Raw genomic sequence first — 3,233 nt, 5'->3', positions numbered from 1 at the left:
CCGGGCTTCACTTCGATCTTCGCAGTAAAGGAGATCGAACATGCGACCTGGCAAACGCAAATTCATGTTGAAGGACGACCCGGGCAATTTGCTTGCGCCGGTGTTCGGCGCCTATCGGCAACGCTTAAGCGACGGGAAGTATGCGCCCAAGGTGCAAGCGCTATACTTCGCCACCGTTTTCCATTTCGGCGACTGGCTCAAAACCGAAGGCGTCGCCCTTGGACAGGTACAGGATCGCAACATCCAACAGTTTCTCGCCGATCACATGCCGTCTTGCGAGTGTGATCGCCATACACGCGGCGACACACACACAAATCGCGCAGCCCTTCATCTGCTTGAGCGGGTTATGCAGGACACCGGGTTCGCTATGACGCGGACCACGACGCCGATGGATGCGGAGCTCTCACGCTTCGATGCGAAGATGCGAGAGGTTTGGGGCTATTCCGAGAGCACGCGGGCAGCGCGGTGCCGGATCATCAAGCGTTTTCTCATGGCCACTGTTGGCACCCAAAATATTGATATTAATGATATTTCAGGGTCTGATATATCGCGCTTTATCATCGGTGACGGCACCCGCAGCACAAGTTGCGCACGCGGGTTGTCTGGCGCGATCCGCTGCTTCCTGCGGTATCGGCAGTTGATCGGCGATAACGTCACACCTTTGCTGGCAGGTTTGCCGAGACCCCCGCGACCCAAGCCTTCCACCCTGCCGGAAGTTCTCAAGGACGTCGAAGTCGACGCGCTGCTGCGTTCGTTCAGTGCCGACTTTCCTCAGCGCCGGCGCGCGTTCGCCATCGCCAGATGCCTAATCGATCTTGGTATGCGCTCTTCCGAGGTCGCCGGACTGACCCTCGATGACATCGATTGGGCGTACGGCACGATCCGGGTCACTCATCGCAAAGGACGTCGTGCAGATATTCTGCCGCTGCTGGAAGCGACTGGGAAGGCGATCGCAGACTACATCCTGCATGAGCGGCCAGCGCCCGCTTGTCCCAACATTTTTGTCCGACACAGGCCACCTATCGGTGAGCCGGTTGGACGACGCGCCGTTCAGACGACCATGCTGGCCGCCTACCGTCGTCTGGGCTGGGATCGCAGCCAGGTTCATATTCTCCGTCACACCCTCGCCACACGGCTTCTGGCGAAGGGCACACCGATGCCCGTCATCGCAGACGTCATGGGCCATCGCAGTCTCGATACGACAGTGATTTACACAAAGCTGGACAGAGCATGGTTGTCCAAGGTTTCACTGGCATGGCCAGGAGGCGCTCAATGAGCAGAACCCTCACACAGGCCGCAGCCGAATATCTTGATGGCCGCTATCTCCACGGGTTCATCCCCACGAACGCCGATAATCACGTGTCATCATTTGCAAGTTTTTCCGCGAACTGCGGCCATATCTGGCCGATGACCGCGGACCTTTGTATGAGATGGGCACGCGAGGGCGCCGCACATGCCGACCCGTTCACCTGGGCCCGTCGCCTCGAAGCGCTGCGTCCGTTTTCGCGCTATTTGTCAGAGCTAGACCCTGCCACCAGCTTTCCGCCCGGAAGTCCATTCGGACGCAAGACACGGCGGCTGGCGCCCCACATATATTCGGCCGACGAGGTCCTCAGGATTGTCGAGGAAGCTGGCCAGCTGATGCCAACACCGGCTTTGCGCCCCGCGCTTCTTTCGACACTGTTCGGCCTGCTCGCCTCAACCGGCTTGCGGATATCCGAGGCATTGGCCTTGCGCCTCGCCGACACCGATCTTGAACATGGTCAGTTAACCATCAAGGCCAGCAAGTTCGGAACAAGCCGGTTGGTCCCTCTCCATCCCACGACAATCCAGGCGCTGGAAGCGTTCGTTTCAGCACGCGGGCAGGCTGTGGCCGCAGGGAACGAGACGCATCTGTTTTCACTTCACGTCGACGGACGGCCGGTACCGTATGCCAATGTCCTATACGCTTTCTCGCGATTGCCCGTGATCAACGAGATCCGGCCAAGGGGAGGGCACGCACGGGTCCGGATCCATGACCTGCGGCACACCTTCGTCTGTCGCAGATTGATGATCTGGCTCGATGAAGGCGTCGACATAGACAACGCCGTTCTCGCGCTGTCGACCTATGTCGGGCACGCCACGCCGGTCAGCACCTATTGGTACATGGAGGCTATTCCCGAACTGATGGCGATGACCAGTGCGCGCTTCGAGCGAACGATCTGCGTCATGGAGGAGAACAGCCATGCTTGATCGAGCCCCGAATCCATCATTTGCAAAGCTGATTCAGAAGTTCTTCGTCGACCACCTTGGCCAACAAAAGGCTGTCAGTCGCCACACAATCGCGGCCTATCGTGACACTTTCCAACTGCTCCTGCAGTTCGCGCAGGTCAATATCAGGAAAGCCCCGACAGAGCTGACCATGGGCGACATGAATGCTGCCCTGATCCTCGGGTTCCTCGACCATCTCGAGAAGGTCAGAGGGAACAGCGTGCGCAGCCGGAACGCTCGGCTTGCGTCAATCAGGGCCTTTCTCAAGTACGCCGCACACCATGACTTCGGGGCTTTGGCCACGATTGAGCAGGTCCTTGCGATTCCGATGAAGCGCCATGACAAACCCCTCGTCGGCTTCCTTTCGAAAGCCGAGATTGACGCGATCCTGAACGCGCCCGATCCGGCCACCTGGACCGGACAGCGTGATCGCGCGATGCTCGCACTGATGTATAACACCGGGGCGCGGGTCTCCGAGGTCGCTGTTTTGCGTCTGGATGACTTGGTCCTCGGTCCGAGTTCTGTCGTTCATCTCAGGGGGAAGGGCCGCAAACAGCGCAGTGTCCCTCTTTGGCGGCAGACAGCAGCCACGTTGCGCAAATGGGTGGATCAAGATGACCGGCGGAACGGAAGCAGGCCGCTATTTCCAAGTGCGACTGGCAAGTCGCTGACTCGATCCAGCATTGCGAGGCGGCTGGAACTTGCAGTGGGCAAAGCTGCGGTGACACTTCCCGATCTTTCCAAGCGCACGGTGTCGCCGCACATCATCCGGCATTCGACGGCCATGCACCTGCTGCAATCCGGTGTCGACATTTCCGTCATCGCGCTCTGGCTCGGACATGAAAGCCCAACGACAACCCACGTCTATCTGTCGGCGGACATGGTGATGAAGGAGGAAGCCCTGCTTCGCCTTCAGCCAGCGGACGTCGGCCAGGCACGGTACGAAGCACCGGACAACCTCTTGGCTTTCTTGAAAAGCCTCT

3 protein-coding genes are annotated in these 3,233 nt (G+C 59.2%); all 3 read left to right on the top strand.

Going from position 1 to position 3,233, the window contains the following annotated elements; translation table 11 throughout:
* Positions 1–64 precede the first annotated feature (64 nt).
* The gene (locus tag BW949_RS16320; RefSeq protein WP_200805155.1) at positions 65–1,276 is read left to right on the top strand and encodes a tyrosine-type recombinase/integrase; all 1,212 of its coding nucleotides are present in this window, start codon (positions 65–67) and stop codon (positions 1,274–1,276) included.
* Complete coding sequence (locus BW949_RS16315) at positions 1,273–2,232, top strand: tyrosine-type recombinase/integrase (RefSeq protein ID WP_159440083.1); 960 nt, start codon at positions 1,273–1,275, stop codon at positions 2,230–2,232. The genes BW949_RS16320 and BW949_RS16315 overlap by 4 nt, the downstream gene beginning before the upstream one ends.
* The coding region (locus tag BW949_RS16310) for a tyrosine-type recombinase/integrase (RefSeq protein ID WP_076367985.1) at positions 2,225–3,233 on the top strand (1,009 nt) is incomplete at its 3' end. The genes BW949_RS16315 and BW949_RS16310, both read left to right, overlap by 8 nt.

The organism is Phaeovulum vinaykumarii (assembly GCF_900156695.1).
GTDB classification, from domain to species: Bacteria; Pseudomonadota; Alphaproteobacteria; order Rhodobacterales; family Rhodobacteraceae; genus Bieblia_A; species Bieblia_A vinaykumarii.
This window is presented reverse-complemented; position numbering and strand designations above follow the sequence as displayed.